This window comes from Mycobacterium paragordonae (genome assembly GCF_003614435.1).
GTDB classification, from domain to species: domain Bacteria; phylum Actinomycetota; class Actinomycetes; order Mycobacteriales; family Mycobacteriaceae; genus Mycobacterium; species Mycobacterium paragordonae.
This window is the reverse complement of sequence record NZ_CP025549.1, coordinates 1-26,922: the sequence shown is the minus strand read 5'-3', so window position 1 is coordinate 26,922 and position 26,922 is coordinate 1. Positions and strand designations below refer to the sequence as shown.

The 26,922-nt window shown below is 63.7% G+C and carries 31 protein-coding genes; 19 read left to right on the top strand and 12 right to left on the bottom strand.

Annotated features, from left to right (window positions below; all coding sequences use genetic code 11):
- The 5 genes from mobF to C0J29_RS32475 all read right to left on the bottom strand — a co-directional run bounded on the left by mobF (window position 1) and on the right by C0J29_RS32475 (window position 6,775).
- Window positions 1–2,853, bottom strand: a complete 2,853-nt coding sequence (mobF, locus tag C0J29_RS32495) for a MobF family relaxase (RefSeq protein WP_162951714.1) — start codon at window positions 2,851–2,853, stop codon at window positions 1–3.
- Between the two features lie 131 nt (window positions 2,854–2,984).
- The gene (locus C0J29_RS32490; RefSeq protein ID WP_242460746.1) at window positions 2,985–4,196 is read right to left on the bottom strand and encodes a helix-turn-helix domain-containing protein; all 1,212 of its coding nucleotides are present in this window, start codon (window positions 4,194–4,196) and stop codon (window positions 2,985–2,987) included.
- 336 nt (window positions 4,197–4,532) lie between these two features.
- Entirely contained in the window at window positions 4,533–4,745 is a 213-nt protein-coding gene (locus C0J29_RS32485; RefSeq protein ID WP_085088580.1) for a toxin-antitoxin system, read from the bottom strand.
- A gap of 245 nt (window positions 4,746–4,990) precedes the next feature.
- Window positions 4,991–5,524 carry a hypothetical protein gene (locus tag C0J29_RS32480; protein WP_120795276.1) on the bottom strand — a complete coding sequence of 178 codons (534 nt, stop codon included), beginning with the start codon at window positions 5,522–5,524 and terminating at the stop codon, window positions 4,991–4,993.
- Between the two features lie 639 nt (window positions 5,525–6,163).
- Window positions 6,164–6,775 (bottom strand): hypothetical protein, encoded by a 612-nt coding sequence (locus C0J29_RS32475; RefSeq protein WP_120795275.1) that lies wholly within the window; start codon window positions 6,773–6,775, stop codon window positions 6,164–6,166.
- A gap of 386 nt (window positions 6,776–7,161) precedes the next feature.
- Here C0J29_RS32475 and C0J29_RS32470 point away from each other — a divergent pair, with 386 nt between their 5' ends.
- The 4 genes from C0J29_RS32470 (at window position 7,162) to C0J29_RS32455 (ending at window position 9,977) form a co-directional block, all read left to right on the top strand.
- On the top strand, window positions 7,162–7,968 hold the full coding sequence (locus tag C0J29_RS32470; RefSeq protein ID WP_085088571.1) for a ParA family protein: 807 nt from the start codon (window positions 7,162–7,164) through the stop codon (window positions 7,966–7,968).
- Entirely contained in the window at window positions 7,965–8,357 is a 393-nt protein-coding gene (locus C0J29_RS32465) for a hypothetical protein (protein WP_120795274.1), read from the top strand. Before C0J29_RS32470 ends, C0J29_RS32465 begins: the two co-directional genes overlap by 4 nt.
- A gap of 452 nt (window positions 8,358–8,809) precedes the next feature.
- Entirely contained in the window at window positions 8,810–9,265 is a 456-nt protein-coding gene (locus tag C0J29_RS32460) for an anti-sigma factor antagonist (protein WP_120795273.1), read from the top strand.
- Window positions 9,266–9,554: 289 nt separating this feature from the next.
- Window positions 9,555–9,977: a PAS domain S-box protein gene (locus C0J29_RS32455; protein WP_085088562.1), complete on the top strand. Its 423-nt coding sequence runs from the start codon at window positions 9,555–9,557 to the stop codon at window positions 9,975–9,977.
- Between the two features lie 366 nt (window positions 9,978–10,343).
- Here C0J29_RS32455 and C0J29_RS32450 read toward each other — a convergent pair whose 3' ends face one another.
- From C0J29_RS32450 to C0J29_RS32435, 4 genes are all read right to left on the bottom strand, one after another.
- On the bottom strand, window positions 10,344–11,357 hold the full coding sequence (locus tag C0J29_RS32450; protein WP_120795272.1) for a threonine ammonia-lyase: 1,014 nt from the start codon (window positions 11,355–11,357) through the stop codon (window positions 10,344–10,346).
- 80 nt (window positions 11,358–11,437) lie between these two features.
- A complete protein-coding gene (locus C0J29_RS32445) occupies window positions 11,438–11,920 on the bottom strand; it encodes a PaaI family thioesterase (RefSeq protein ID WP_120795271.1) in 483 nt (160 codons plus the stop codon).
- Complete coding sequence (locus C0J29_RS32440; protein ID WP_120795281.1) at window positions 11,904–12,503, bottom strand: recombinase family protein; 600 nt, start codon at window positions 12,501–12,503, stop codon at window positions 11,904–11,906. Before C0J29_RS32440 ends, C0J29_RS32445 begins: the two co-directional genes overlap by 17 nt.
- Before the next feature lie 163 nt (window positions 12,504–12,666).
- A complete protein-coding gene (locus C0J29_RS32435) occupies window positions 12,667–13,209 on the bottom strand; it encodes an HAD-IA family hydrolase (RefSeq protein ID WP_242460747.1) in 543 nt (180 codons plus the stop codon).
- A 48-nt stretch (window positions 13,210–13,257) separates the two neighbouring features.
- Between C0J29_RS32435 and C0J29_RS33195 the strand changes: the two genes are divergently transcribed.
- The 5 genes from C0J29_RS33195 to C0J29_RS33185 all read left to right on the top strand — a co-directional run bounded on the left by C0J29_RS33195 (window position 13,258) and on the right by C0J29_RS33185 (window position 17,106).
- Entirely contained in the window at window positions 13,258–13,797 is a 540-nt protein-coding gene (locus tag C0J29_RS33195) for a hypothetical protein (protein WP_162951706.1), read from the top strand.
- Window positions 13,798–14,034: 237 nt separating this feature from the next.
- On the top strand, window positions 14,035–14,631 hold the full coding sequence (locus tag C0J29_RS32425) for a recombinase family protein (RefSeq protein WP_120795269.1): 597 nt from the start codon (window positions 14,035–14,037) through the stop codon (window positions 14,629–14,631).
- Window positions 14,628–16,148: a Mu transposase C-terminal domain-containing protein gene (locus tag C0J29_RS32420; RefSeq protein ID WP_244218057.1), complete on the top strand. Its 1,521-nt coding sequence runs from the start codon at window positions 14,628–14,630 to the stop codon at window positions 16,146–16,148. Before C0J29_RS32425 ends, C0J29_RS32420 begins: the two co-directional genes overlap by 4 nt.
- A gap of 7 nt (window positions 16,149–16,155) precedes the next feature.
- Window positions 16,156–16,326, top strand: a complete 171-nt coding sequence (locus tag C0J29_RS33190; protein WP_162951705.1) for a hypothetical protein — start codon at window positions 16,156–16,158, stop codon at window positions 16,324–16,326.
- A 141-nt stretch (window positions 16,327–16,467) separates the two neighbouring features.
- Window positions 16,468–17,106: a hypothetical protein gene (locus C0J29_RS33185; RefSeq protein ID WP_162951713.1), complete on the top strand. Its 639-nt coding sequence runs from the start codon at window positions 16,468–16,470 to the stop codon at window positions 17,104–17,106.
- Between the two features lie 32 nt (window positions 17,107–17,138).
- Here C0J29_RS33185 and C0J29_RS32415 read toward each other — a convergent pair whose 3' ends face one another.
- Complete coding sequence (locus tag C0J29_RS32415) at window positions 17,139–17,411, bottom strand: hypothetical protein (RefSeq protein WP_162951712.1); 273 nt, start codon at window positions 17,409–17,411, stop codon at window positions 17,139–17,141.
- 654 nt (window positions 17,412–18,065) lie between these two features.
- On the opposite strand from C0J29_RS32415, the gene C0J29_RS32405 reads away from it, so the two are divergent.
- Complete coding sequence (locus C0J29_RS32405) at window positions 18,066–18,296, top strand: hypothetical protein (protein ID WP_162951711.1); 231 nt, start codon at window positions 18,066–18,068, stop codon at window positions 18,294–18,296.
- A 275-nt stretch (window positions 18,297–18,571) separates the two neighbouring features.
- On the opposite strand, the gene C0J29_RS32400 is transcribed toward C0J29_RS32405, so the two are convergent.
- A complete protein-coding gene (locus C0J29_RS32400; RefSeq protein ID WP_162951710.1) occupies window positions 18,572–18,835 on the bottom strand; it encodes a hypothetical protein in 264 nt (87 codons plus the stop codon).
- A 284-nt stretch (window positions 18,836–19,119) separates the two neighbouring features.
- Here C0J29_RS32400 and C0J29_RS32395 point away from each other — a divergent pair, with 284 nt between their 5' ends.
- From C0J29_RS32395 to C0J29_RS32355, 9 genes are all read left to right on the top strand, one after another.
- Window positions 19,120–19,863, top strand: coding sequence for a hypothetical protein (locus C0J29_RS32395; protein WP_120795279.1), 744 nt, complete (start codon window positions 19,120–19,122; stop codon window positions 19,861–19,863).
- Between the two features lie 226 nt (window positions 19,864–20,089).
- Entirely contained in the window at window positions 20,090–20,440 is a 351-nt protein-coding gene (locus C0J29_RS32390; RefSeq protein WP_120795264.1) for a hypothetical protein, read from the top strand.
- A 38-nt stretch (window positions 20,441–20,478) separates the two neighbouring features.
- Window positions 20,479–22,122: a DUF4185 domain-containing protein gene (locus C0J29_RS32385; RefSeq protein WP_242460745.1), complete on the top strand. Its 1,644-nt coding sequence runs from the start codon at window positions 20,479–20,481 to the stop codon at window positions 22,120–22,122.
- Window positions 22,119–22,658 carry a hypothetical protein gene (locus C0J29_RS32380; RefSeq protein ID WP_120795263.1) on the top strand — a complete coding sequence of 180 codons (540 nt, stop codon included), beginning with the start codon at window positions 22,119–22,121 and terminating at the stop codon, window positions 22,656–22,658. Before C0J29_RS32385 ends, C0J29_RS32380 begins: the two co-directional genes overlap by 4 nt.
- Window positions 22,659–22,702: 44 nt before the next feature.
- The gene (locus C0J29_RS32375; protein WP_162951709.1) at window positions 22,703–23,035 is read left to right on the top strand and encodes a hypothetical protein; all 333 of its coding nucleotides are present in this window, start codon (window positions 22,703–22,705) and stop codon (window positions 23,033–23,035) included.
- Window positions 23,036–23,345: 310 nt separating this feature from the next.
- Window positions 23,346–23,663: a hypothetical protein gene (locus C0J29_RS32370; protein WP_162951708.1), complete on the top strand. Its 318-nt coding sequence runs from the start codon at window positions 23,346–23,348 to the stop codon at window positions 23,661–23,663.
- A 57-nt stretch (window positions 23,664–23,720) separates the two neighbouring features.
- Window positions 23,721–24,938 (top strand): hypothetical protein, encoded by a 1,218-nt coding sequence (locus C0J29_RS33180; protein WP_162951707.1) that lies wholly within the window; start codon window positions 23,721–23,723, stop codon window positions 24,936–24,938.
- 234 nt (window positions 24,939–25,172) lie between these two features.
- The gene (locus C0J29_RS32360; protein WP_197748267.1) at window positions 25,173–25,859 is read left to right on the top strand and encodes an HD domain-containing protein; all 687 of its coding nucleotides are present in this window, start codon (window positions 25,173–25,175) and stop codon (window positions 25,857–25,859) included.
- Between the two features lie 82 nt (window positions 25,860–25,941).
- Window positions 25,942–26,343 (top strand): hypothetical protein, encoded by a 402-nt coding sequence (locus tag C0J29_RS32355; RefSeq protein ID WP_120795258.1) that lies wholly within the window; start codon window positions 25,942–25,944, stop codon window positions 26,341–26,343.
- 38 nt (window positions 26,344–26,381) lie between these two features.
- Here C0J29_RS32355 and C0J29_RS32350 read toward each other — a convergent pair whose 3' ends face one another.
- Window positions 26,382–26,702, bottom strand: coding sequence for a WhiB family transcriptional regulator (locus C0J29_RS32350; RefSeq protein ID WP_120795257.1), 321 nt, complete (start codon window positions 26,700–26,702; stop codon window positions 26,382–26,384).
- Window positions 26,703–26,922 lie beyond the last annotated feature (220 nt).

Sequence of the window (26,922 nt, the reverse complement as noted above, 5' to 3'; positions counted from 1 at the left end):
CTACAGCTCCAGCCCGTAGCTTCGATCGCGTTCGTGCTCGCGGGTGCGGTGTAAGTGCTGCTCCACCCAGCGGCGTTGTTCGAGGATGACCTCGAGTTGTTGGTCGCGCCAGGCGCGGTAGGTGCGCTGGCGGGCGTTCAGGGCGTGGGTGCGCCGCACCAGGAGGCCGCGCACGATGTCGGGCAGCTGGCGGGGGTCATTTGAGGCGGCGACGTGATGGGCGCTGTGGGCTTGTTCCTCGCGGTGGGCGATCACGGTGCGCACCAGCCCGACGGCGTCGCTGGTGGTGCCGCGGTGCAGCACATGCATCCCGGGCTGGTCGCGGTGTTCATGGGCGGTCTCGGTGGCTTGGCGTTCGTAGAGGTAGGCGGTGTTGGTGTGCCGGCCGCGGGTCATCGCCACATACAGCAACGCTCGGCTGGCGCGCTCCCCCAATACGGCATGGGTGGTGTCCGCGGTGACGCCTTGCGCCGAGTGCACGGTGACCGCATACCCATGCGTCACCTGCTCGTGCAGGTAGTCCCCAGAAAACGCGGCCCGCGCCCCATCACCGAGCCGCCGCGCGGCGATGCGGTCACCGGCGGGGTCCACGGCCAGGACCTGCCAGCGTTGCCCGTTGCGGACCGGGGCATCCACGCGTCGGGTGTTATCAGCGGCCGCCAGCACGGTGATGTCGGGGGTGTTGCGCCGGGTCAGGATCAGATCCCCCACCGCGAGCTGATGCCCACGCGCCGCGGTGATCGTCGGGGCGGGCGGGGCGTGCGGGTCGCGGGCGTTGAGAGTGTCGTCGTGGAGGCGCTGATTGAGGGCGTCGGCGATCTCGGTGGTGTCACACACCAGCAGCGCATCTTTGCCGGCGGCGATGTCGGCGCGGTACGCCTCGAGGGCATCAGCGGCCATGGCGATCGGGTCCCCGCACCGCAACCGGCCGTGGCCGGCGTACCAGCCCACGGCGCGCCGCACCGGGGCGGGCCCGCCCTCACGTAATGCCAGAGACGCGGCACGCTCACCGGGATCGGACATCCGCCACACCTGCGACAACGTCTGGGTCCAGGGCAGATCCACACACAGTTGGGCGAACATCCCCCCACACGCTTTCACCGGGGCCAGTTGGTGGGCATCACCAACCAACACCGTCTTAGCCCCAGCCGCAGTCGTCGCCGCGAGCAGCGCCCGCAACTCGGTAGTGCCGACCATCGCGGCCTCATCGACGATCACCACCGTGCGCTCATTAAGGACCAGGGTTTCGTCACGTAACGCTGTCAACGCGGCGGCGACGGTCATCCCGGTATCCCCAGCGCCTTCGCGGACCGCGACATCGACAGCTTTGCCGGTCGGCGCGATCACCAGCACCCGCTTACCGCTGTGACGGGCGCCGATCCGCAGCGCCCGCATCGAGGTAGTTTTCCCGGCCCCCGCCGGCGCCGAGAGCGGGCAGACAAGCCACGGCAACCAGGCGATGTTGGTCACTGCGCGGGCCTGATCCGCCGACAGCCCCGCCACATCCAGATCCCGCAAACCGTAGAGCTGTCCGCGTTCGTCGCGGGCATCAACCAGCTCAAGCAGCCGGGCCTCGGCGGCCAAAATCTTATCCAGGGTAAACCGCTGCGACCCTTCGCGCTGATGCGCCGCCCGCGGCCCCGAAATCCGCATCCCAAGCTGCTCGACCGTAGCCTCAATCACCTCCCGCGGCGACCGCGGATCACCGTCGATATCGACCGGGAGTTGCGCCCCGATCAGCTCCACCAAGTCCGCCCGCGTCAGCACCGCTTTACCCCGCGCTTCGGCCGCCTCGACCAGCCGGCTGCGCGACCACACCCCCCGCGTCGCTCTGGCTTGGCGGGCCTGGCGCGCCGCCTGGTGCGCGTCACGATCAATCGTCCAGCCGCGCGGATCCTCACGCCACAACCGCCGCAACTCGGCCCACGCCAACTGCTCGGGTTTGCCCGGGCGGGTCGCTTTCTGCGCGGCCGCCAACTGCGCCGGGGTCGGCCCCACCGCCGGATCAATGACGACCAGATTCTTGGCCGCCCACGCCCGCAACGCACTAGCGCGCTGCGACCACGCGGTGATACTTCCCGGGTCGATCGCGGCGACCTCGGCCATCCCGGTGGCGGGGTCGATCGGGGACCATTCCACCCCGATCGCGCGGTGCAACTCCCGGCGCAGCGTCACCTGATAAATCACCCCCGCCGCCCGCGCCTCATGAAACAACGACATGCCATCTAGTGACACCAGTTTCCCGTCCGCGCGGGCTTGGCGGTTGGGCACGATCACATGGGTATGCAGATGCGGATCCCCCGCCCGCGATGTCTCATGCTGATACGCCACCGCCACAATTCCGGGCAGGCGCACCAAGTCCTTGTCTCCGGTGACCGGGTTGTGCACCCGGGTATAGCCGGCATGCTCGGCCAAATACTCCAACGCCTCCGCCAACGCCGCGGTGTGGGCGTTCACCACCGCCTTTTGCGTCACATCATTGGGGTGCAACGCCCGCAACAACGACACACTCTTGGGCGCGCAAAACGTCAAATCAAACCCATGCACCGACCCCTTCCCCAACGCCCGACCACACAGCCCCGACGGCGCCACCCCCTCATCCAGCCACCGCCCCACCACCCCGGTATCCGCCTCACCACCCACGCGTTGCGCATCACTCAACCCCACCAATTCCGCCGCTGTGCGCCCATCACCGGCGCACACCCACACCGGGGTCCGCGTGTCACCCTCGGCGTAGTACTCCCCCAACCCCCCATTCGCACACCGGGCATCCCGCGCAGCCATCCCCACCGCATTGGCCGTGTCGTTGTAATACGCGATCGACCACCGCGACAACTTCGCAATCGTCAACACCCGTAGCCCCCTGCATCACACTCTGGGCCGCCCGCCAAACGGGGAGTCAGAGTGTCTTGACAGGCGGCCACCACCACACCAGCATCGCACACATTTGTGCAAATGTGCCAAGTAGCTTGATGCGGTTAGCGTCATGGGTCGCGGCGGTCAGCGGCGGGGGCGCGATGGTGGTCGCGGCGCGCGTGCTCGACGAGGCCGCTCATGCGGGCGTGGTCGGCGGCGGCGGTCGCGGTGCGCCGGAGTGCGGCGCGGCGGCGTACCGCGGCGAGCTCGGCGAAGGCCGCAGCGCGGCCAGGTCCGGTGGCGGCCATGCGAGCGGCGGTACGCCCGAGCAGGTGGGCGCAGTGGTCGGCGTCGCGGGCCATCTGGCGGGCCGCTCTGGCAGCCTCAGCGTGGACGGCCCGGGCCTCATCGAGGGCGCTGGGTCGGGCCGCCAACGTGTTGTGGGCGCTGTGCCACGCGAGCAGGGTGCCCAGCAGCGCGATCGGTCGGGCCGGTCGGTCGGGAATCCAATGTCCGGTGCCCAGCCAGTCGGCCACTAGCGCGGTCAAATCGTGCGGGGTCCAGCCGTGGCGTGCGGGGGCGGCCAGCATCGCCGCCCAACTGTTGGCGCTGAACATCCGTGCCCACGCTGGGGCGTGCGGATCGGCGCGCCACCGCCCAGCCAGCCGCCGGCCCGCCTCATCGGGTGCTCGGCGGCGCGTAGCGCCGTGATGCCGGGCGCGGTGAGCGCCCGCGCGGGTAGTGATCAGTCGGACAGAACAGGGGGGTGTGGTGGTTACTGGGGACCGTTCCAGGTGGGGTGACAAGCTGTGGACAAGTCGGGTGAGGTGGGCGTTGTCGTGCAGCGCCCACACCGAGGCCCACCCGCGGTGGCGATCGCCCAGGCGCCACGAGGCCATGCGTTCGGTGTAGGTGCGCTGCCGGCCGCGCAGGATCTCGGTGGCCACCCCCAGCAGGCGCAGGCATTCATGGGCGCGTTGGATGGTGCGTTCGTCATAGCCGGTGTCGGCGGCAAGTTGGGTGTTGGTGGGCCGGCAGCCCCGCCCGGTGCGCCAGTCGGCGTAGCGGGCCATAGCCGCGGCAATCACGACCAGGGCGGGTTTGGCGATACCGCCATTGCACATCAACGGCCGCACACGCCCATAGTGCAGGTCGTAGGTCACCGCCACAGTGATGTGCGCCCAACCGGTCGGCCCGGCGCTCCAGCACGGCACCCCGGCGTAAGCCTGATCGTCAAGCTCCAAGCCCACAAAGGCGCTCGGTGTCGGCACGGGCCGACCGGCCAGCCGGCGGCCGCGCCGCATCGCCAGCACCTGCGCGGTCGGGGTGGTGCGGACCATCCCGCGGCGCCGACGCGTCGGACTGCACCCGCGATAGGTCGCAGGGGCCGCGGTGAACGGCCGCGACAATGCCGTTAACGGCGTTCGATGATGACTATCCGACAGATCACGGTGCGCGTCCTCTGGAACCGGATACAGGTATGCGCTACCGTGAGACGAGTCGCTCAAGACACGTCCCTTTCAGGGGCAACGGGTGCGGACCCGGAACCGAGCTGCTAACTCGGTTCAAACCCCCTCGACAAGGCCCCGCCATGCGGGGCCTTCGTCATCTCAGCGAGTCGTCCACACCGCTATGGAATTGTTTCCCATCTGCCCGACTGTGTCGGGCTACGGTGCTCACATCGCCAACGGCAAAACCTCCATCTTTTTGTTAAGTTCGCGCACCAATTCGGGGTGCCCTACGTGAGCGGCAAGAACATCGGCCACGTATTGCCCCATGGGGATCCCCCGGGCTGCGGCTTCTTGTTTGACGATGTCGTAGACGATGCGATCGGGACGCGCCATGATCTGGGCGCGATCGCCTTTGTGTGTGCTGCGCGACTGGGCCATGGTGATGACTGTGCCAGCACGACGGCGGTTACCTGATAACAACACGCCGCAACCCGTGACCTTTTTGTAATGGATTACGCGGCCCTGATGGCGGGACGTTGCCAGCTCCGCTTTCGGTGACCCCTTACCCAGCGACTGTGCCGGGTGTATAGTCACAGGTGCCTGCGGCAATAGCTGCAGGAAGTGAGCCCGAGACCCGGCCGGACGACCGCGGCGCTCGGGCTTCGCGCGTATCTGAGTGTGTTTCAGACCGGCTGGACCGTGACCACAGGTCGGATGTGAGACCGCCAGCGGCCGCCTTTGGCCCAACACCAGGCGAAGGCGTCAGGGATAGCAAGTAGACGCTCTGAGGCCGCTCGCCGATGCTCGTAGCGCACTGTGGCCTCGCAGCCCGCAGCGCGCACAGCGCCGTAGAGCAGTCGGCGATCGGATTGCACGAGGCTCTCGTCCTGGTCCAAGACGATCAATGTCTCGACGTTACTGGTGGCCAGGTCCTCGACAAGCGCAGACAGGCACGCGGCCCGCGCAAGCACCTGGGTGCGGTGTCGCCGGCCCGCGTCATAGACCGTCGCGCGAAGATCGGCGCTGACGAGTGCCTTGGCGATGGTCTCTTTGCGACCGTCCGCCTCGTCCTTCATATGAAGATGGCGCTGTCCGGGCTTGAGAAGCTCCTGAACGACAGCGCGAGCCGACGTCAGATCCTCCCCTAACACGACCGCCGCCACCATCAAATAGTCACGGTGCTTGGTCTCGTCGACGTAGATGTGCCGAGCGGTCACTATGTGCCCCGGACAGCCTGGCGGGTCGCCGTACGGCCTACCCGGATCATCACGGTCAGGTCGAGGTGTGCTGTCCTCACACCGATTGTTGGCGTGAACCAGACCGGTTCACAGGGTCCGCAGGATGATCTGTGTCTACGCCAGCGATGGAACGTGTCGATGCGCATGCCGCAGACGTTAGCGAGCGGGGGTGCAGACGCCCCGTGATCAGCGGACACGCCTCGGGGGTGCGCAGTTCTTACGGCTCAAAGTTGGCAGTGACACGCTCTCGTGCGGACTCCGAGGTAGACGGCGACGGGCACGGCATCAGCGGTAATCACGATTCGCCGTCGGCGTCTCGCTCGCGAAGCGAGTCTGCGGCTTCGGTGAGTCTTTGCCAGATTCGCTTTGAAGTCACGGTAGGCGACGCGGCACTCGTCATCGGTGGTGTAGTCGTCGCCGTATCTGTCCAGCCATGCTGCCTAGTGCTCGGCGGCGTTCATGATTCCCACGGTATGAAGTCCGTCAGAACCGGGCGATCGAACGACGGAGCATCAGCGACCACCGAACCGCGTGCTGCTGAGCCGTCAATCCTTCCTTCTCGGGGATCGTCTCGGCTCCGAAAGCTCCGCCACCTGCGCCTAGGTGATTCCAAAGTGATCATTGTTGTGGGTGGGGCGGTTGTTCTGCCGCCGATTCTGGCTCGGCAGTCTGGTACGCAGTGAGTGTCTGGCTGCTCCAGCCACCGCCGCCCGGACTGATCTCCGATTCCTCCGGCCACAAGGTCACTGCTCGCCCGGAGGCTGCGCGGATCGCGGCCCCGTCCAGCTCCGCTTGAGTTTCGGCCAGCGCGTATTTTGGCCAGGCTGCCACGAACGTCACCGGGCCCTCCGGTGGCAGCGGATACACCCAGAACTTGCCGTCCCACCGCCGGGCACTTCCCCCCGCGCCGGCAGGCATCAGAACCAGGCCATCGGGATCGCCTGGCCCCCAGTGGCCGCCGGTGGTGGCGCCGCGACGTCCGTCGGCGTAGAAAAGACCGAGCCGCAAGGCGTCACCGCTCGATGCTTGTGGGCCGCGCTGCCCGAAACGGCCAAACGGATCGTGCCAGCCTGGCTCGCTGTGGTCGCTGCCGCGCCTGCGGACGTGGGCGGTGAACTCGAACCCGTTCGGGTAGGCGCAAATGCTGCCAATCGACACCGCTACCTCTTCGGTGCGGATCAGCAGTAGCTCGCCAGGCACCGATGCGGGGATCACCGCATCGGGTTGCATCCAAGCGAGTAAAGGCTGTCGCATCGGCTCAGGCGGCGGGGGTTGTGGGATCGAGCTGAAAAAACTCATTTCAATAAACCCTAACTAACCGGCTATTGACTGGACAGTTGTCCCGTTGCCGCGAGGTGCACTGGTTGGGCTAAGCGAGCCAGTGGCACACCGAACTGGCCTGCGAGGCCGCCTCATCGACCCGACGCGCTGGGCCTCCCGGAGTCCACCGGGGCCCGCCCTTTAACCCTTCGGTTTAACGGCACCAGGCGCTGCAGATTTTCCTGCTCGGGCCGTGAGCCCAACCCAGGGGAAGGCTGCACAAATGTATGCATACAAACTTACATGTAATAAAGAATGCATACTATCATGTATGTAATCTGGTAAGCTATCGCGCTATGAATGTTTCCGCAGGTGAGCGCTGCGAAATCGTGGCGGTGGCACTCCAGAAAGGCGGCGTTGGTAAGACGACCACCACGATCAACCTTGGCGCAAATCTCGCCACGATGGGCTTTCGCGTTCTCGTGATCGACATGGATCAGCAGGCCCACAGCACTAAGGGCCTCGGCGTCGAGCTTGGCGCCGACGATGCCTCGATGTATGAGGTATTGCACCCGGACAGGGCGATGCGCGTCCCGCTCGCGAAGGTCATCCGGCCGAGCCAGTTCGGGATCGATGTCGCACCGGGTCATCTCGCGCTCAAGGAGCTTGAGCGCACCGGACTCGGGTCGGGTGGCCAGCTGCGCCTCGCCCGCCAGCTCGACGACATCGACGACTACGACTTCGTGCTCATGGACTGCCCGCCGGCGTTGGGTGAGTTGACCACTGCGGCGCTGGCGGCCGCCGATTACGTCTTGGCGGTCCTCAAGGCCGGGCCCGATGAAGTTGACGGGCTGGTGGAGCTTGGTAACGCGATCCTCGATGTTCAGGAGACGCTCAACCCGGCCGTCGAAATCCGATATGTGCTGCTGACCGATTTCGACGGTAATCCCAAGGCCAGCAAGGATGTTCGCAAGCAGCTGCGAGCCGATTGGGGGGAGTGGGATGCCGGCGGGGCGTATCTGGGCGAGATTCCGCACACCGTGCGAGTGGTCGAGGCCAAGGGCAAGCGCGTACCGGTCCACGTGCACGCCCCCACCAGCACGGCCGCAGTGGCATACCGAGAAGTCGCCGAACGTATCGCGGCAAGGAGGCAAGCAGCATGAACGCGAAGCCCAGCGGTCTACAGCTCGGCTCCACCCGACCCTTGTCCCGCGCGGAGCGGCGGGCCGAGGCCGCCCGAGTCAAAGCCGAAGAAACATCCGCCACGCCGGCGGCAACAGTCAGCCGGTCGGACGATGAGATTCCACCCGCACCGGTGGTCACCCCCGACCAAAGAAATGAGGCGGCCGAGCCGCCGGTGCGGTTAAAGGCGCGGCAGCGCAAGGCGAAAAGCCCGTTCGCAACGCAGCTGCACTCAGGAACGCTGGCACGGCTCGAATGGATCAAGGCCCGCGGCTATGCGATCACCGACACCGTCGACGATGCCATCAACACATACCTCGACGGCGCTGGCATCCCCAGGCCGGACCACAACGACCGCATGCCTTTGTGAATTGAAGGTTGCCATGTCTTTCCTCGTCGCCAATTGTGGTGGACGTGGTGGTGTCGGCTGTCAAGGCCATGCCGCTGTGCGGTCGACCCAAAAGCCGAACCTTGACAACCGACACCACCACGCACAAGCACGGCTAGTACGAGGAAGGGCATGCCGCGAAGGAGCCCAGCAGGGTGTCATGAGGGGAGTTGCCATTGCGAATCCGAAATTCTAGAGACGGCTCTTGGTTCGGGCTAGCAGGATTGGTCAGCGCAACGATTCTCAGTATGTGGAATGTCTGACGAAACCGACCAGCTGTCGCGAAGCGTTTACAAAGGAAAACGGTGCGAGGTACAGCTACCACGGCACGTATTACAGCGGTAAACTTGCTGGTGGAATCGGGTCGGCTCCGCCTTTGAGCAGTGCAGGGGCGAGCATCGACACTGGGTGAAGCAGCACCTCTAGGGAAACCCATGGGCAGCACCGAAATGCTTCCATCACCCGCGCACCTCAGCAAAGAGTTCGCCTTCATGACGAATGCCAATGACAGCCTGTTGCGAGCCACCACCGAACGCCGCGGCTTGGCTGTGCTGCTCTGCGCCGGCGGAGAGATCGACGCGAGCAACGTGAGAACCTGGAGGCAGATCGTGCGCGCGGCCGCGCACGCTACCGCCGCCCCGGGGCCACTCGTCGTCGATACCAGCGGACTGGACTTCATGGCGGTGTGCGCCTTCGGTGTCTTGGTCGAGGCCTCACAACAGTGCCGCGCCCGCGGCATCGAGCTGCGACTGGTCAGCAGCCAACCCATTACGGCCCGCATCATTGCTGCAGCCCGCCTCCAGTCCGAGCTGCCGTTATACCTGCACAAGTCCGCCGCGCTACACCCGCCACCGCGCCGCGGCCTGCCGAACCGTCAACCAAACGGCTGACTATCCCGCGCCTGCCGTCTCGCTGGGCTCCCCGCGCCGAAGCGATCAGCCCACCGCAGTCGCGCGAAGCGCAGATGCCGCGCACCGCCACGAGGAAGCCGGCGGCGTCACCGCCGCGACACGAGCAATTCAAGCCGATTCGAGCAACGCCTCTAACGCCTCCACCCCGCACGCCGCACGCCGCACGCCGCACCGAGCACTCTCAATTAAGCGATTCGCCCTGACGGTTGTGTGACGTGGGTAACATTGAGCCCCGCCCGTTCGCAAGAACAGTGGAACTAAGGAACCGATGCCCGACGATCAGCATCAGGAACGCCGCCGCCCAGGGCAGGACGGTCAATCACCGCTGAGCACCCTGATCCACTTACCCGCACTCGTGGTACTAGACCGAATCCCCGTCGCCGTACTCGCCATTTCCCACGACGGCACCATCCTCTTCACCAACTCAACATTCGCCAGCATGCTGGGATATTCCCTCAAATCGCTGCACACTCTGAAATTTTCCCAGCTCTTTACCACCTTGCCCACAGACCAATCATCCCCCGTGTCCGTCATGCGACTCCACGGCGGCGAACTCGTCGAGTTGGTACACGCCGACGGCTCAACCGTGCGCGCCTGGATGAGCAAGTCGGCGCTGCTGCGCGACGATGATCCCGTTGCTTTAGTCACGTTCCAGGACCTCACCGCACAGCTCTGGCAACAGGACGATTAACTCGGTCGCGTCGTCAAAGTGGCAACTAGGGCGACGCAAGGCCAACCCCGGCGACCTACCTGGCTTCTTTTGCCCGCGTGTTCCCGATAACGAAGGTTTTCGGGACAGCGTGGTGGGTTAGCGGGCTCGCTCGCCAGGGCGACTGTTAACGAAGGGTTGGTTAAGCCTGGCTTGATTCCATTAGTCACGCCACTTCCCGACCAGAACGTTGCTGCTCCAGTCCAACAATGGTGAACAGCCGCTATCCCATCATGCCTCCGCTTCCCACATCCACTTGACGACGCTGTACACCGCGAGCTCGGCCGCCAACGCCACGCTTTAGCCGCCGAGTGACTGAGTCCTCGGCCGGGGGGCCAGGCTGTCCTGTCAGGGTTTCCGACGCAGGACCCGCTGATTAAGAGTCAGCGGGTCCTCGGTACCGGCACCGACCCAGCGGTGATAGGCGTCTAGGTCGACGTTGCTGCCGCACACGATGGTGATGACGTGGCGGTCAGCAAAGCGGTCACGGTCTTCCAGGATCGCCGCGATGCCGAGCGCGGCCGACGGTTCGACAATGAGGCCAGCGTCCTTCAGAAGTACCCGCATACCGGCGATGATCGATGCTTCCTGGACCAAGACGGCGTCGTCGCCGACCAGGAGGAGGTCGTCGAGGACCTCCGGAATTGGACACCGGCCGGCGACAGCATCTGCGATGGTGTCAACCGAGTCGGTGGTGACAACGCGCCGCTGACGCCACGAACGTGTCATCGCCGGTGCGCCGGCCGGCTGAACACAGATCACCTCGACATCGGGCGCGAGGGCCTTCATCACATGCCCGATGCCGGTAGCCAGCGCTCCACCCCCGAGAGCGATCAGCACAGCGTCGAACGACGACCCAGCGTCGACCAGTTCCAGGCCAATGGTCGCCGCGCCCTCACAGGTTTCGATGTCCAAGCTGTCATCGAGCAGCCCGATACCGTCATGCCGTGCGATGGCTGCCGCCCGGACACGGGCCATCTCGTTATCGCCGTCCACTAACTCCAATCTCGCGCCCAGTGCGCGGATGCGATCGAGCTTGACCGCAGGTGCAAACCGGGATGCCACGACCGTGACCTCAAGACCCCTGGCGCGACCAGACCAAGCCAGGGCCTGCCCGAGGTTGCCCGCGCTGCCACACACCACGGCAGACGAGCCCTTGTCGGCGAGCAGGCTCGCGACTACCTCGGTGCCGCGAGCCTTGAAGCTACGGACCGGGTTCGCCGTTTCGAGCTTGATGCTCACCGTGCACCCCAGATCGGGTTCCAACGCCTCGCAGCGGTACAGCGGCGTGTCGAGAAAAATCGGGTCGATGACCTGCCGCGCTGCTCGGATCCGAGCGGTGTCCAGGCGCGTCTTTAACACGACACAGCAGCGTAGCGCTGCCGCCGCGTTATTCCCCGTTGTCTCGAAGATCAGCCGGTGACGTCATGCAGCTGATCAGCTCACGCGAGTGGCCGCCCAATCCGCAAGGCTTGTGCGGGGTCAACCATCACGTTCTGCAGGCGCACGTGGGCTTGGGCGCATTCACGACCGTCGCTGCCCGTGATGACGACTCGCCACAGCTGCTGTTGTCGACCCCGGAATACGGGGGTGCCCTCGGCAGTCAGAACACCGTCGCGCGTTGCGCGGAGAAAGTCGGTGTTGTTGTTGATTCCCACGGCGTAGCCCTTGCCATTGAGCGCGATACTCGCTCCCATACTGGCGACGGATTCGGCCATCGAGCAATACACCCCACCGTGAGTGACTCCGGTACCTTGGCACAGCTCTGGCCTGATCGTGAGGTTTGCGCGCACGCGGTCGGCTCCGATTTCGGAGAACTGCAAGCCGATGTGGCCCTCGAACAGCGAGGCCGTCAGGGCCGTCAGCTGCTCGGGCGTCAAGGGCGGTCTTTGACCTGCTCCGGCGGCATCACTGTCTTCCGGCATACTCATGGCTCCCTAGTGCTGATCCTGCTGCTAAATAGCGATATGCGGTGGCACGCCCAATCCCGAAGGCAGCGGCCAACTCTCGGACCGGTTCACCGGTCGCCGCGAGCCGGCGGAGCTGTTCTTGGCGATCGGCGGTCAGTTTGGGCGGCTTGGTGGCCGGCAGCTGGCGGCTGCGGCGGGAATCGCGTGATGCGGCGCGCCGCTCTCGGCCGAGCTCAAGTTCGAGCTCGGCCAACGTCGCCATGATCGCTGCCACCGCGCGCCCGGTTGACGTCGCGGTATCGATCCCTTCTCTCAAGGCGCGCAGCGTGATTCGGCGCTCTCCGAGTTCAGTGATGGTACGCGTGACCTCAAAGACGCTGCGACCGAGCCGGTCGATCGCACAGACAACCAGCGTGTCCTCGGCGCGGGCGTAGTCCAGCACCGCGGCTAGGCCCGGCCGGTCTGTTTTTGCTGACCCCGAGAGTTTGTCGATGAACACCCGCTCGGCGTCAACGCCGGCAGTCGCCAGGGCGACAAGCTGGGCGTCGAGGTCTTGTCCAGCGGTGCTAACTCGTGCGTAGCCAAGGATCGCGCTCACACCGACCACTGTCTCATCGCCCACCACCATTAAGGATTTGAGACACGCGCTGTGAGACAGGAAATGAGACACCTCGGCCTGTGACTTTCAGGGTTAAGTGGCGGTGATTTTGCAGCGTTAAATGGCGTGCTACACAACCGCTTGGGCGATTAACAGGGCGACGTCACCGTCGGTGACTTTTGGCGCTGACGCACGACAAATCGGTCACAACCACGTCGGCGTCCGTCAGTTCTGCTGCGTCGTGAGTAGTCGTGACGGCCAGTACTTGCGCCCCTGCGGCGCGGCCAGCGCTAACGCCCGCAGGCGCGTCCTCTATCACCAGGCACTGCCGTGCCTTCAAGCCCAGCGCCGCAGCCGCCTTGAGGTAGCCCTCTGGGCTTGGTTTGCCGGTCGATACATCTTCTGCGCTGATCAGCAATTTCGGCGCGGGGAGTCGCGCTGCCGCCAGTCGAGCCGTCATCAACGAGCGCTCGCCGGAGGTGACCGCGGCCCATTGGCCGCGCGGCAGGGCATCGAGCAGCTGGCGTGCCCCGGGCAAGGCCACAACATCGTCTAGATCGGCCAGTTCCAGGGCGAGTTCGCGTGCTACCGCCGCGGCTCGCTGATGCGGTGCGACGAATTGCGGGACGATGTCCTCGGTCCGTCGACCGTGACAGATCCTTAGCACCTCTTCGGTATCGGCACCATATTCCCAGAACCAAGGCACGCCAGGCCCGTTCGACCGCGGCGCCTGAATCGATCAGGAGTGCCATCAATGTCGAACAAGATTCCCTTGCCATGCAGCACCACCATCGACAGCACCCTAAGCCATCGCACCAGAAGGCGTCTTTCACGCGCGTCTGGTGGTTGGTTGTGCTTCTATTCGGGCGTGACCTCCGAAGACTGGTCGACACTCGCTGGGCTGCGCGAGGTCAGCCGTGTGCGCAGTGGCCGAATTCCAGGCTGGAGTGCGCCGGTAGCGTATGCAGTGGGATTTTTCGACGGACGCGAGTGGAAATTCCCTTATGTTAATCGGCCGGGCGGCACCCATGATCTGCCTGCGGTGATGCTTGCCGAGGTCGTCGGATACGGCGGTGGAACACACGAATTCCATCTCACCGCAGAACAACTGGCTATTGCCATCGCCAAACTGGCACCTGCTGAAGCCGTCAGCGACGTAGACCACCCCAACCTTATGTCGTGGCGGAGTATCGCGGCCGCGGCGCCGTCACAGATCGCCGCGGTGTTCGTCGGATCACTTGAAGACCAACCTGCTGGCAATGCAGACGTTGCGCTGCGTCTGCTGCTGGTGTAATCGATCCGAACGAGTCGAATTTTCCAACACACGGTGGTGAGTTCGACCCACCGAAGTCGTAATCACCGCTGTGCGGCATCAGCTTGTCCAAACGGCTCGCTAGCTATAGCTGATGTCGCGCCAACGTTCGTTGGCGCGACAGTTCGCCGGCCTGAACGTTTGCGCAGGACAACTCCGTAACGCTTGCCGTGTCCGCACCAATGTCACGCTGTCGGTGGTTGGCGATACGGTCCGGCCATGCGGATCGGTTATGGGCGGGTTTCCACCCGCGACCAGCACCCCGAGGCTCAACGCGATGCGCTCGCCGCGGCGGGCTGTGATCAGATCTTTCTCGACAAGGCTTCCGGCAAGCTCGCTCGACGCCCCGAGCTGGACAAGGCCCTGCTTTCGGCCAACCGGGTCGGCGATCAGCTCGTGGTGACCAAACTGGACCGGTTGGGCCGGTCGCTGGAACACCTGATCGAGCTATCCAAGCGCCTTCAGGGCTCCGGCGTGGATCTGGTGGTCCTCGACCAGGGCATCGATACCTCGACGGCCGTCGGCCGCATGTTTTTCCAAATCCTCGGTGCCATTGCCGAATTCGAACATGCATTGATGTCTGAGCGCACGATGGACGGCCTGGCGGCCGCGCGGGCCCGCGGCCGCACCGGCGGACAAAAACCCAAACTGGGGCCGCGACAGGTGGCACTGGCTCAGGCCATGTACGCCGAGCTCGCCGAGGACGGGAAACGTCGCTACACCGTTGCCCAGATCGCGGCCGAGTTCGGCGTCACCCGGCCCACCATCTACCGGCATCTAGGCAAAGCCCTCAACACCAGCTCGGCCGCATCATGACCGACGCGGACGAGCCGCTCAGCGCGCGAGATGAAGCGATAACTGAGTTAACCGGGGTGCAGCGCGAACAGGCGATGGCCCGCTACGCGGTGCTGCGCCCACACCTGGAGGACGGGATATCGCTGGCTGAGGCCGCGCGTCAGAGTGGGGTGGCGCTGCGCACCGTGCAGCGCTGGCTGGCGGGCTACCGCAAGTCAGGATTGGCCGGCCTGGCCCGTCCGGCACGCTCCGATCGTGGCCGCCGCGGGTTGCCCGATCAGTTGGTGACGCTGATCGAGGGGCTGGCATTACGACGACCTCCGCTCAGTGCGGCCAACATTCACCGCCAGGTGACTCAAATTGCGCCGCAACGTGATTGGCCGGTGCCGTCCTACAGCACGGTGTATGCGGTCGTCGCCGGCCTCGATCCGGGCTTGCGGATGTTGGCGCATGAGGGCACCAAACGCTACGAGGAGGTTTTCGATTTGGTGTATCGGCGTCAAGCGAGCGGGCCGAACGAGCTCTGGCAGGCCGACCACACCGAACTGGACTTGTGGGTGATCACGCCGTCGGCCAAGCCGGCCCGCCCCTGGTTGACCGTCATCGAAGACGACCAATCCCGCGCCGCGGCCGGCTACATGGTTTCCTTGGAGGCGCCCTCGGCGATCAACACCGCTTTGGCGCTGCGGCAAGCGATTTGGCGCAAACCTGATCCGGGTTGGCCGGTGTGCGGCATCCCTGGCGTCTTCTACACCGACCACGGCAGCGACTTCACCTCCCGGCACATGGAAACCGTGGCGGTCGAACTGAAAATCCAACTGGTGTTTTCTCTGCCCGGCAAGCCCCGTGGTCGGGGCAAAATCGAGCGGCTGTTCAACAGCATCAACCAGATGTGCCTGTCAACGTTGCCCGGCTACGCACCACCCGGCACCCCTGATCGAGCCGGACAGGCCCGGCTCACCCTGCCCGAATTAGACGCCGCGATCGGCCAATTCCTCACCGGCGACTATCACCACCGGATACACAGTGAGACCCGCCAAACACCAGCACAGCGCTGGTCGACCGGCGGTTTCCTGCCCCGGATGCCCGACTCGTTGGAGCAACTCGACCTGCTGCTGCTCACCGTCGCTCAGCCCCGCAAGATCCACCCCGACGGGGTGCACTTCCAAGGACTGCGCTACCTAGACCCGGTGCTGGCCGCCTACGTCGGCGAACAGGTCACCATCCGCTACGACCCGCGCGACCTGGCCGAAATCCGCATCTTCCACGACGACAAGTTCCTGTGCCGGGCAATCTGCCCCGAGCTGGCCGGCACCACCGTCGCGCTCAAGGAAATCACCGCCGCCCGCAACGGCCGCCGCCGCGAACTACGCCAAGGCCTTCGCGAACGCGCCAAGGTCGTCGACCAGCTCATTGCCGTTCATCAGTCCGACTACAACCACCCGCTGCCCGGGATGGCCGGAGCGGCTACCGAGCCATCCGACCTCGACCAGGATTCGGCGCCCAGACATGCGCTCAAGCTCTACCGAGAGGACTGACCACGCCATGGCCGACACCCAGGCCCAGGACATTCAACACACCGCCGGCGCCCCATCCGAGGAGTCATCAACTGTCACAACGAAATTCGTTGTCACCAAACAGCATCGCCGCTTCGCCGAGTTCTGCGACGCCGTGCGCCGCGACCGCTACATCGGCCTATGCCACGGCGCACCCTAGCTAAGCACTCTGGCCCGACAAGACGGAGTTGGACGTTCCACCGGGTCTCGGCGGGACTTAAGGACCGAACTGATTTGGTTCTGGGAGCTCTAAGCGCAGGACTCCGACCGCCTCTTCTACCATCGCCTCTGCCTGCCGAACGTGGGCATCGAGCGTGGCGTTGCGCTTCCGCGCCAGGATACCGAGGTAATGGTGGATGGCAACAGACACCCGGTCTTGCAGGCCAATGACATCGCCAAAACCGTTGACTGGCAAGGTGACCCGCTCACACAACGACAGGTCGCAGAGGCATCTGAGTGGCTCAGGGACCAGGAGTACATCAGCGGCACCAGGGCCTGGGGGCATGGCGTTGTCCGTCCATCTATTACTCCCAAGGGCGAGGCACTAACGGATATGGGGAAGTCAGTTCGAGGCGGCAACTCACCTACCGACCCAAAGGGAACGACGACAATCCGCATCCGCAACAGTGCAAATATCGCTATCCACAGCCCCGCCGCGCAGCAGTCCTACTCGGTGTCATCGCAAGTGCTAGAGAAAGTCAACACGGTGGCAAACGCACTAGACGACGCGGCACAGGCACTGAACGCATCGCCTAAAGCAGCCACCGAGGCACAGCACACTGCCACCGAAATCCGAGCCGAGACATCGCGCCCTAAGCCAGACCTAGACAAACTCAAGCGACTTCTATTCTTCGCCATGACCGGAATCGCCGCAGCCCTCGGTCCAACGGCAGGCACCGATTTAGCTCATCTCGCTAGCAAGGCACTGCAAGATTTCTGACCCCCAGACTGACGGATCCGGCAGACGCAGCGTCAAAGCGTGTTGAGCGACAACGAGCAGGCTGTGCCGAAGGGGTGGACCTTTCTCGCTCGGCCGGACTCCATCATCGTGATCTCCCCATACAGGAAGGCGAAAAGGTTAGGTTCGACCCCGTCGACGGCAACTACCGTGTCCAGATCGTGGGTGTGGTCGAGCACCTCAACGACGGTCCCGACCCGTCCACAGTAGGGATGCCCAGCAAGGATGACCCTGACCTGATCGCCGCGGGAAACCACCGCTGCGCGGGCTCGGTGCGAAGCGCTCACCGCGCAAGCTTGGCGGACCAGTCGGGTCACCCCCCAACTAGCGAGGGCACCAGTAAGTAGGACGACGCTGCTCATTAGAGCAAGGTCAACCAGACGTCGTTGCTCCTGCCAGACCGGCGCACAAGTCACAAGGGACACGGGGATGCGCCGTTGGCCGGTCGCGTATTCCCAGGTTCTGATGTCATCGAGTTGTCCGCACTGCACCTGTCCGGCGCGCAGACGAACAGTTCCCAATCCGACGGCCACAATGATTGCCGCACCTGACCCGAAAATCATCCCCGTTGAACACATCAGTAATCGCCGGCGGCTGTCGTTCACCACATCAGTGTCCTCCCCGGTCGTGCTGAACCCCTACACGGATCGCCCGGTGTCCGGGTGGGGTGGCGTCCTGGTCGAGGGTGACCCGCCGTGCGTACCCCCACAAATCGGGGTGATTGAGGAAACCATCCACCAGCACCACCGGTCCGCCTAGGCAGGTCCAGTCGTCATCCCACAGCGTGGAGACCAACCAGGAGCGATCCGCGGGAAAGATCAGATCCGGCAGACGGCCCGGCCGAGAGCAATCGTCGGCGCCGCGCCAGCGGGCGGCCTGACACCGATCTCGTGCAGCGGTTCTACAACGCTGCTGCCCAACACATTGCGCCAGTCTGGGCGATGAACCAGACCAACGAACGCCCCACCGACCCCAACCCTCCACTCCCGCAACGGATGCGCAACTGGATGCAACGCGCAGCATTGACCGCCGCGACCAACAACATCATCGTGACCGAACGGCTGCTACGCGTCCGCGGACTCATCGACCCACCCACACGACTGCAAGACCCGGCCCTGCTCTTCCATATCCTGGCGACCAACATCCGCCATCCACGCCGACAACCCTCATAATCTCGACTAAATCTCGACGGCGATATGAGACAGGATCTGATCGACCTCGTTTCTCTCTAGAAACGAGACAAACCACGTTTCCTAGGCGTCTCGTCCGTTAAGCCGTGACTCATACCGTTCGACAACGAACCGGGCTTGTACACGATTGAGGTCCATTTGGTGCATGATGATGCTCTTGGCCTAGCCGATGATGTCGCGGCTAGCTAACGCGGCATCGGCAAGTGGTGATTGACCACCCGACTGGGGGATGGTGCGCCGAATATCCGCTCTTTTCGTCAGCCGATTCGGATTCCTTCGAGCATGACTACTGGTTCGACATCGGGGCCGTAGTCGTAAACATATTCTTTGCCGGTTAGTTTCCAGGCCCATTTGCCGTTGACGGCGTTGATGCTGACGTGTTCGCCGTCGAAGTCCCAGGAGCTATCGGCAAGGCCGAGTTCGTGTTGGACGAACCAGAAGGTTGAGGTCGCATACTCGACGTGCACTCCGCCGGCGAAGTCTCGGTGAAAACGAATCTCGCATTCGGGTGGACCTGTCAACGCTCTCAATTCCTTTCGGGCGCGCCATCGATCCGTTGCCTTGACTGCACGGACATTGTCGCACGACGACCCATCCTTAACCGTAGTGGTGCGTAGTCAGACAGCGCGTCAATTGCGTTGGGCGCGAGTACGTTCGACAGAGATCTGGGCGGGCCGTTCGGTCACATCGCCATCGTTCCAGCTCATACAAATACGCCCGTGATGAGACAGAACTGATCGACCCCGGATCTTTAGTAACGAGACCACTGTGCGTTCTTGCTCGCGATGCCTTTACGGTGAAAGACATGGTTGCGGTGGGCGGTTTGGACGTCGTCGATGATCTCGGCCGGGCGCAGTGGCTGACTGAAAGCGTGTGCGGCTTTGCAGACAACGTTGGGTCGCTAATCCCAGCCACCTTCGCCGCTTACGCCCGGGTGTTGCACCCCGCCTACAACCACGACGGCGCCGAGCCGAAACTGGTGAGTTGGGCCGAGATCGCCCGCGCTAACCACAAAATTGTCCACCCACGAATGCAGTTCACCCGCCTAATCGGCTACGCATCGCGATACGTCGTGGAGTACCACGACAGCCAGCCCGGTCTCTTCGACACAGCACCGGCGGTGGGAACGCTGCCTCCCGCTACGGCCGCATCGCTAGCCCGCACGCTATCGCGGCATACCACGAACGCTGATCACTGCTGGTTTGCCGTATGGTCCGGTTTCGGTGACCTTGACCAGGCATTTCATGACCGACCGACCTTCGCGCTCCCCGGGCGTGACTATTATCTAGCTCACGGCCCCATCGCCGCAGCCTCCCAGTCAGTAAGTACCGATACCCACTACTCGTCGCACCGCTCCGTCAACCTGTGGTGGCCCGATGATCACGCCTGGTGTGTGGCCACCGAAATCGACCTCGACAGCACCTATCTCGGCGCCTCGCAAGCCTGCATTGAACAGCTAACGACCAACTCAGACCTGGAAACAATGCCGCTCAACGTCACCGCAGGCATCACCGCTGACAGCGACACCCTCAACCCCGCCCCGCCATGAAATCTACCGGGGGTTGCGTCCTATCCTTCCCTAGGGATACGTCCTATCCTTCCCTAGGGATATAGGGCTGCTGCCAACCCAGCGACCCGTGAGACGGGATCTGATCACTCCTAATTCTCTACAAACGAGACCTACGGGTGTCGGTGGTGAGGAGTGCGCGCAAATTTAGGTCCCTGTCGCCCCATACGATTGGGCTGGTGTGTGGACCGATCGTGAGCGGGGTGCGATGACGATTCTGCAGGTTAACCCGGCCAATCTGCGTAGTGGTGCGGGCAGCATCGACGCGGAAAAGGCCACGGTAGCGGGGTTGGCGGTACCAGACGCGACGGCGGCGATGGCCGGATTGACCGGGTTTGCCACGGCCGGGGTGCTGGCAGCGGCCCATGATGCGGTGGTGTCGGCGCTCAAGGTGGCTGGTGGGCGGTTTGAGCTGATGGCGGCACTGCTTCGGCAGACGGCTGACACCTTCGAGATCGCGGACCTCGTGACGCCGGGGTTAGTGAAGCCGCCGTGGATGTCCCAGCACGTCGGTGAGGGGCTGACCGCGATGGGCGAGATGAACCTATCCCGGCACTAGACATGCCCGGCCTGATCGTCTCGTGCAGGTGGGCGTAAGTGAGCCGCCCGCAAAAGAGCACCGTGTACAAAGCCAACGCCAACGCCCTCGGTGACATGGCCACGCCATTGCGCGAAACTGCAACCAAGCTGGCCAGCTCTGGGGAGCGGGTCCACAACACGGTGCACGACTTCGACTGGCAAGGGCAGGCCAGGGACGCCGCTGCGGTTCGCGCCGACCGAGAGTTGACCCAGGACCGTATCGTCGCCGCCGACATGAATGCGCTGGCCGATGCCTACGAAAACGGTAGGGACACCATGCAGCCCATAATCGATGGGCTCAAGGCCAAAGCCCAGGGCTTGGAAGCCGACCATTTCGCGGTGTCCGAAGACTGGGTGGTCACCGACACCTACGACTACGCCGCCGCCAAAAAGCTCGCCACGCTGATGGGCCTCGACGACTCCGCGATCAACGCGCTGCAAGCCCAACGTGCCAACGAAGCCGCCACCGAGACCGGCAACTTGCAGCGCCTCGCCGATGCACTGGGTACCGCCGACGCCGACACAGCCGCCGCGATCAACAACGCGACCGCCGCGCTGACCGGCGCGGGCACCCCGCTGGTCCTGCCGCCCGGACTCGCCCGTGGGCAGGTGGCCAACCTCGGCCCGGTCGCCGGGACCGGCGCCAACATTCCCGGCATCGGGGCAGCGGACTTAGGCGAGATTATCCAACTGCCTAACGGGCAATACGTAGCCGTCCTGGGGGACTCCTATCGCGGCAACCGGATGGGCGAAGGACAACACTTTCCCTCAGTGGCGGTGCCGGTCACCTTTGATGCGCAGGGCCGCGCTCATTTCGGCGCACCGTTGACCGGCCCCGACGGCGCCAATGTGCTATTCCCGCTGCCCCAGGCGGCCAAAGACGCCGGAGCCAACAACGCCTTACCCGCGGGCAGTGTCACCACCCGCGACGGCAGGACCTACATGATGGTCGTCGGCACCAATACCAACGAAGGCCTGGCACCCAAAGGCGGCTCCTGGCTCGTCGAAGTCACCAACAACCCCGCCGGCGGCTGGAAACCCATCGAGGCCAGCTACAAACCCTGGGCCTCGATCACCAACCCCACCGCCGGCATACCTGGAGAGCCGCCCCGGGTCAGCGACCCCATCAAGGCACCCACCCAGATCAGCGGCTACCAAGGAAAAGACGGCACCATCTACATCGCCGCCGACGGCTTCGACCGCCACCAAGGCGTCACCATGTACCGCGTCGACCCCGACCACATCACCGACCGCAACGCCTGGCAACCCTGGACCGGCACCGGGTGGGGCCAAGCAGGAGAAACCTCCGCACAACAAGCCCTACGTCTGAGCGGCGACAACTTCGGAGAGCTCAGCTTCCGCGAACTTGGGGGAAAACCAGTACTTTCTGGGTTCAACGGCAGCGCAGGGAACACCGAAGTGCATGTGGGCAGCGGGCTTCCCACCCAAATATTCGACAATGGCCGTGGTCAGGTCACTGTCGTGGCCGCGGGTGGCCCATGGGGTGAGCCAGGCGCGGTTCCACAGAACTACGGGGGCTACATCATGCCCGGTGCGACACTGGACAACATGAGGATTCTGGTCAGCCAATGGAACACCACACCAGCCAACCCGGGCATCCCCTACACCGTCGAGCAATTCCAAGTGAACCCCAACCAATGACCGCCGCCGATACCGCCGCCAGCGTCGAATGGACAGACATGACCGGCAAGACACTTATCGCCGCTGGTGCGGTTGTCGTCGCTGTGCTCAGCGGATGCACCGCACACGCCGAGCCCTCAAAATTCCCCGACCTCAGCGGCTACACACCAGTCAACATCGCCGACTACCGCATCGACATGACCACCCCAGGACATCCCAGTTCAGAGATTTACTTCCTCACCCCCGACGGCATTACCTGCAACTTTCCTATCGGAGCAGCCCAATGTAGGGGAAATAACTTGCCGGGCATTCCGCCTGCTGAGGGCAGCGGGGTGAATTGGATCGGTACCGACACAGGATTGAAGCAGACCAATGAAGGACCGGTATCAGGTGTTGTTCATGGTCAGCAGGTAAAGACGCTTCCTCCATTTCATTCCATCACGCTAAGTGGGGTGATTTGCGGGGTGGACGACAAAAGGATGACCGCATGTAAGGACCCGCAGGGGCGGGGTTTTGTGTTGTCGCCCTCGTGGTCGGGCTGGATACCTAAAGTCTGAGTGCGGGCCTCGACGTGACTGACATTTTGCACCTGCACCCCCTGATGCAACAAGCGCTGCGGACCGGCATCGTGCCCGAGCGTCACGAGTTGGCCCGCCTGCTGGGCAAGAACATCGACGACATCCCCGAACCAGACAACGAAGCGGCCAACCAGGAAACCCGGTCAAAACCGGAAGACCCTGACGCCGAGGCGTTCCGCGCCCGCTACCACGCGATGGTGAACGAAAAAATCATCGACTGGCTCGACGAGCACCCCGAACACGGCAAGCACGTCCCGGCCGAGCCAAGACAACGAATCGAGGATGACTGCCGCCGACAGATACAGCATCAATGGGCATTTCATCGCCGCAGGCTCGCAGAGCAAGACGAAGACTGATTAATTTAACGACCACGCCCTCGTTTCTCAGCCGCTCGTGGTGAGACAAGATCTGATCACTTTCGTTTCTTTAGAACTGAGACACTTACCCGCCGTACGCGTGGGATCATCCCCTCGGGTCAGACGCTGAGCATTGACTGGGGTCCGGCGGCTGGCCGCTGCCTAATACTTGACATGATCGGGCGCATCGCCGATGAGATCATCTGCGCTGCTCAAGATGGTTCCAGCTGCCCGCGGCCTAGGTAGGATCAACCCAACTACGACCCGTTAAAGAGTTGTGGGGATAGGCGTCTACCTGGGGGAGAGGAAAGTGGTGGATCATCTCCGCGTTGATCTGGATGCGTTGAGTCGATTGCTGCCACAGCTTCGCGAGCTTGCTGAGCAGGTCAAGGCAGGCATTCCGGGGCATCTCCTTGATAAGAACCAGGACATGGTGCCGTCGCTAGCGGCTGCCCATGAGATGTCGGCAACCACGCTGCCAGCAGTGAGACGGGCGGTGGCCGACCAGCTCACCAAAGTCGCTCAGATGGTCGAGGACGCCCGCCTAGGATTTCTGACTTCCGATGAGCAACCACCGGGGGCGAGCAATAGTGTCCCCATGCCACCGTCAGCCGCCACCCTGGCGTGAGGAAGCCGAAGGTTGACACCGACGAAGTCCCAGATCCTTAGCACCAACCCTCACAGGGTGCTGGATCTGCTTGATGACTGGCTCCGGACCATCGACACACTTGACCAGCAAGCCGAAACATACAACAGATACACCCAGCGCCCAGGGGGCTCGTCTTGGGAAGGAATGACCGCCGAGGCAACTCAAACCCGCGCCGGTCAGGATTACCGAGCGGTCGCCAGTTTGCGTGCCTGCGTGGAGCGCGCCACCACGCAAATCCGTAACACGGTCACTTCAACATTGATGCCGCCGCTGAGCAACGCCCAACAGATCATCGCCAACGCCGAAGCTTCACCGGGAGTCACGGTCAACGAGGACCTCTCGATCACCTACACCCCGCCGGCAGGCACCAGCCAGGAAACCGCCGACGCGAACAATAAAGTTGTTGCCGCGGCCGCCGCTGAACTCAAAGAATCGGCCCAAGAGTGGTGGTCTGCCGAAAATCAGGTGGCCCAACAGATTCGCGATGCGCAATCGGCGATCAGCAACGCAGCTAACTTCGGCCCGACCGCTCCCCACTTCAGTCGTCGCGCGCGCATCCAAACCGTCGATCGCCACTGGAAACAAGACCCCGCCCAACCCACGCCTAATCCCGCCGCCGATTTGGGCTTGCCCGACTACCAGCCGGGATCACTATCAAACGACGAAGCACGCGCCGTCTACACCCAGGGTGAACTGAATATGCGGCAACTTAACGAGCGGCTCACCCAACTAGGCCTCAACCCTGAACAGCGCGCAAAAATCATGTTCGATCAACGCAATTCGCTGCGAACCTGGGTTCGGGATCTCATGAGCAACCGCACCCGCGCCGCCGAGCTAGCCGCCTCCGAGCCCAACATGACTTACGAGCAGATCATCGCTAAGAATCAAGCAAAGGGTCTCGTCGGCAACAACCTCTACAACGCCATCATCGACAGCTCTACTCGTAGCAGAGCCAGCGTGAATGACTCGATGGGAATCGATCCCCAGCGCCCACCCCCACTACCGCCGGTGCGCCCTTCAGCGCCTATTGAGGGAGCTCCTGCCGCCGAACCACGCCTTGAACCGCCAGCCGCAGGCCGTGGCGGACCAACGGGACCCGAAGGCGGCACCGGCAGCCCACGAGCAGGCGGTGTCGGCCCGAACGCCGGGGCAGGCGGAACCCTCGGAGGAGGAGGCGGGGCTGGAGGAGCCCGGGGAGGAGGTGGGGGAGGAATCATGCGGCCATTTCCAGAGCCGGGCATGCCGCAATGGTGATGGGCCGGACAAAACTTGCTTAACCCAAACCACCCGTTGCGCTGCCCAGGGCAATCCGAGTCTGCCGCTTCAGCGTCTGCCTGACCGTATCGGGGAGACTCAAGCCGCCTCCTTGAATCTCAGAATTGACTTAGGGCGGACGCCGTAAAGCCGAGTTACACAACCACTTTGACCCAATCGAGTATTTCATAGCGGACTGCCTGGCCACCATTTTCACCAGAAAGGCAGCTAGTAGTGACTACCGACTCTCGCCAAACCGCTAACCTGATAGTGCAGTGGCGAACCCTCGTCGCCACCTGCAATGGCGCTTCACAATACGCTGACGATATTTGCCGGGCCGTACTTACCGGGTGGGACGAACCTCACCGGCGCTATCACAACATCACCCACCTGCGCGATGTGTTGTGCTGCGTCGACGAACTCGCCGCACACGCATCCGATGCTAATGCTGTGCGTTTCGCCGCCTGGTATCACGACATCGTCTACCGCGGCCAACCCAACGACGAACACAACAGCGCCCGCCGCGCAGAACACGACATGAGCGCACTGCGGTTACCGCCGGCACTGATTGGCGAGGTGGCCCGCTTGATCCGGCTGACCGCCCACCACGATCCCGCTCCTGATGATTACAACGGTGAAACGTTATGCGACGCCGATCTCGCGATCCTGGCCGCACCACCAGACCGCTATGCCAACTACACCAACGCTATCCGCGCTGAATACGCCCACCTCAGCGACGACGCGTTCCGGGAAGGACGCTCAAAAATTCTGCACGCTTTACTTGAAGCGCCTGCTTTGTATCGCACCCCTACCGCCCACGCGAGCTGGACAGCGCAAGCTCATACCAACCTGCACACCGAACTCCACCACCTCACCGGGTCAACGACAGCGCCAGCCTCCGGCGCATCCAACTCGCAGTAGTGCGAAATAACACGAACCTCACCTCGGCGCCGCCAACACGCCGCACACCACCAGCTAGCCATATCAGGACTAGAATCAAAACATGTCTAGCGCTGGACAATCCGCTGAAAGTCGCCTCGCGATTGACACAGCCGCGCAACCACATTGGATGCGCACCGGCTACAAATTCTTCCCCTACGCCGCCAAACAATCAGGACAGTGGTGGGTGCTCCGATTGAACTTCGGATTTCCCGAACACGACATGTACACCTTATTTGTTGACGCGAAGCCCGTCGTCGACATCACCGACAACCCAACCCACCCTGCCGCCCTGGTGCGCAGCATCGCAGCACTCAACAATTCCGCAACGCCCCTGCCCGTACTTGATACCGGCACCGCCAGCACCGTAATAAGCAAAGTTGCACGCTACGTTAACTACGGCAGCGAACACGGCGACCCCTGTGATTTTTGCTCTTATGACCACGACGGAATGACCCGCATGTAACCACCAAACCAAATGCAGCACAGCAGCCCGGCGAGAGATCAGTTCCGGGAGCCGCGTGGTCGGCCCCGCCGGCGTGGGGCAACGTGATAGCCGCCGCGTTCGGCCAACACCCGCAGGCGGCGCAACGCGAACTCCCGGGCGCGTTGCCCGGACTCGGGCACCACCACCCCGGCCCACAGCCCCTGCACACCAGGTACCCGATAGGCCTGCTGAGCGCACCACCCCCGGCGCGGACAAGCCACACACAGCGCAATGGCCTGCGTGTCGGGCTGTGTGGTGGTCCAGCGCTCGGGATCGTCCGTGCACGAAGGCACATACCCCTCCACCGGTGCCGACCATGAGGCCACTGCCGCAGCCATCGCCTTCCCCCTTGCCACTTGCGTCACACCAATGCGAAATCCCCATACATCTGGCACCAGCGTACTAAAGAAGATGCTTCTAGCTGGCCTGATTGGCGCACGTCATCGCCGATGACGATCCAACGCGCGACGGGTTCGGATCGCGTCAGGCACAAACCGCACAGAACCACAGGCTTCCGGAAAATCTCAGCCAGCACGATCACCGCCTCAAATGCTCCCG

Coding starts and splice junctions, on each gene's coding strand:
- C0J29_RS32390 (WP_120795264.1), top strand. CDS start 20,090: ATGACGATTCTGCAGGTTAACCCGGCCAATCTGCGTAGTGGTGCGGGC.
- C0J29_RS32455 (WP_085088562.1), top strand. CDS start 9,555: ATGCCCGACGATCAGCATCAGGAACGCCGCCGCCCAGGGCAGGACGGT.
- C0J29_RS32405 (WP_162951711.1), top strand. CDS start 18,066: ATGAACCAGACCAACGAACGCCCCACCGACCCCAACCCTCCACTCCCG.
- C0J29_RS32350 (WP_120795257.1), bottom strand. CDS start 26,702: ATGGCTGCGGCAGTGGCCTCATGGTCGGCACCGGTGGAGGGGTATGTG.
- C0J29_RS32425 (WP_120795269.1), top strand. CDS start 14,035: ATGCGGATCGGTTATGGGCGGGTTTCCACCCGCGACCAGCACCCCGAG.
- C0J29_RS32395 (WP_120795279.1), top strand. CDS start 19,120: ATGGTTGCGGTGGGCGGTTTGGACGTCGTCGATGATCTCGGCCGGGCG.
- C0J29_RS32460 (WP_120795273.1), top strand. CDS start 8,810: ATGGGCAGCACCGAAATGCTTCCATCACCCGCGCACCTCAGCAAAGAG.
- C0J29_RS33190 (WP_162951705.1), top strand. CDS start 16,156: ATGGCCGACACCCAGGCCCAGGACATTCAACACACCGCCGGCGCCCCA.
- C0J29_RS32490 (WP_242460746.1), bottom strand. CDS start 4,196: ATGGTCCGCACCACCCCGACCGCGCAGGTGCTGGCGATGCGGCGCGGC.
- C0J29_RS32485 (WP_085088580.1), bottom strand. CDS start 4,745: ATGGCCCAGTCGCGCAGCACACACAAAGGCGATCGCGCCCAGATCATG.
- C0J29_RS32355 (WP_120795258.1), top strand. CDS start 25,942: ATGTCTAGCGCTGGACAATCCGCTGAAAGTCGCCTCGCGATTGACACA.
- C0J29_RS32470 (WP_085088571.1), top strand. CDS start 7,162: ATGAATGTTTCCGCAGGTGAGCGCTGCGAAATCGTGGCGGTGGCACTC.
- C0J29_RS32475 (WP_120795275.1), bottom strand. CDS start 6,775: ATGCAACCCGATGCGGTGATCCCCGCATCGGTGCCTGGCGAGCTACTG.
- C0J29_RS32465 (WP_120795274.1), top strand. CDS start 7,965: ATGAACGCGAAGCCCAGCGGTCTACAGCTCGGCTCCACCCGACCCTTG.
- C0J29_RS32380 (WP_120795263.1), top strand. CDS start 22,119: ATGACCGCCGCCGATACCGCCGCCAGCGTCGAATGGACAGACATGACC.
- C0J29_RS33195 (WP_162951706.1), top strand. CDS start 13,258: ATGTCGAACAAGATTCCCTTGCCATGCAGCACCACCATCGACAGCACC.
- C0J29_RS32375 (WP_162951709.1), top strand. CDS start 22,703: ATGCAACAAGCGCTGCGGACCGGCATCGTGCCCGAGCGTCACGAGTTG.
- C0J29_RS32420 (WP_244218057.1), top strand. CDS start 14,628: ATGACCGACGCGGACGAGCCGCTCAGCGCGCGAGATGAAGCGATAACT.
- C0J29_RS32445 (WP_120795271.1), bottom strand. CDS start 11,920: ATGCCGGAAGACAGTGATGCCGCCGGAGCAGGTCAAAGACCGCCCTTG.